Origin of the sequence: Stenotrophomonas maltophilia group sp. RNC7 (assembly GCF_030910085.1) — a bacterium.
Taxonomy (GTDB): domain Bacteria; phylum Pseudomonadota; class Gammaproteobacteria; order Xanthomonadales; family Xanthomonadaceae; genus Stenotrophomonas; species Stenotrophomonas sepilia.
This window is the reverse complement of the sequence record NZ_JAVFVN010000519.1, coordinates 1-537: the sequence shown is the minus strand read 5'-3', so window position 1 is coordinate 537 and position 537 is coordinate 1. Positions and strand designations below refer to the sequence as shown.

Annotated in this window: 1 protein-coding gene; it reads right to left on the bottom strand. The window is 63.5% G+C overall.

Annotation, left to right across the window (positions count from 1 at the left end):
• A partial coding sequence (locus tag RCF13_RS10110) for a type IV secretory system conjugative DNA transfer family protein (RefSeq protein ID WP_308141120.1) occupies positions 1 to 480 on the bottom strand: 480 nt, incomplete at its 3' end.
• Positions 481 to 537 lie beyond the last annotated feature (57 nt).

Below are 537 nucleotides of genomic sequence, written 5' to 3'. Positions count from 1 at the left end.
GCCGACGCCCTTGCCCGAGCGCGTGGGTGCGAACGTCAGGACATGCTCTGGCCCCTCATGGCGCAGGTACTGGCGGTCGTGCTGGCCGAGGAACACGCCCTCTGGCTGCGTGAGGCCCGCCTTGCGAATGTCATGCGCGTTCGCCCAGCGGGCCGATCCGTAGGTCGTGACAAGGCGTGCCTGCCGCGAGCGCCAGACCGACATGGCAATGGCGACGGCCACGGCGACCATGCCACTGCTGCCAGCGATGGCTCCGCCGGTGTCGAAGATTTCCGGGGTATAGGCGCCGTAAGAAAACCACCACTCAAACAGCTTCCACGGGTGATAGATCGGCGTGCCAAGAAGATCGAACCAGGGCGAGCCAAGGCGTACTTGATAGCCAAGGGCTGCTGCTGTCCATTGTGTGGCACCCCACACTCCGGCGATCACGATGCCGAATACCACGGCGATCTGACCGAACAGCACGTTCGTCCCTTGCATGACCTGGCCTCCGATTTCTCCTGCGCCGATTCCTCATGGAAAAAGCGGCACAAGGAC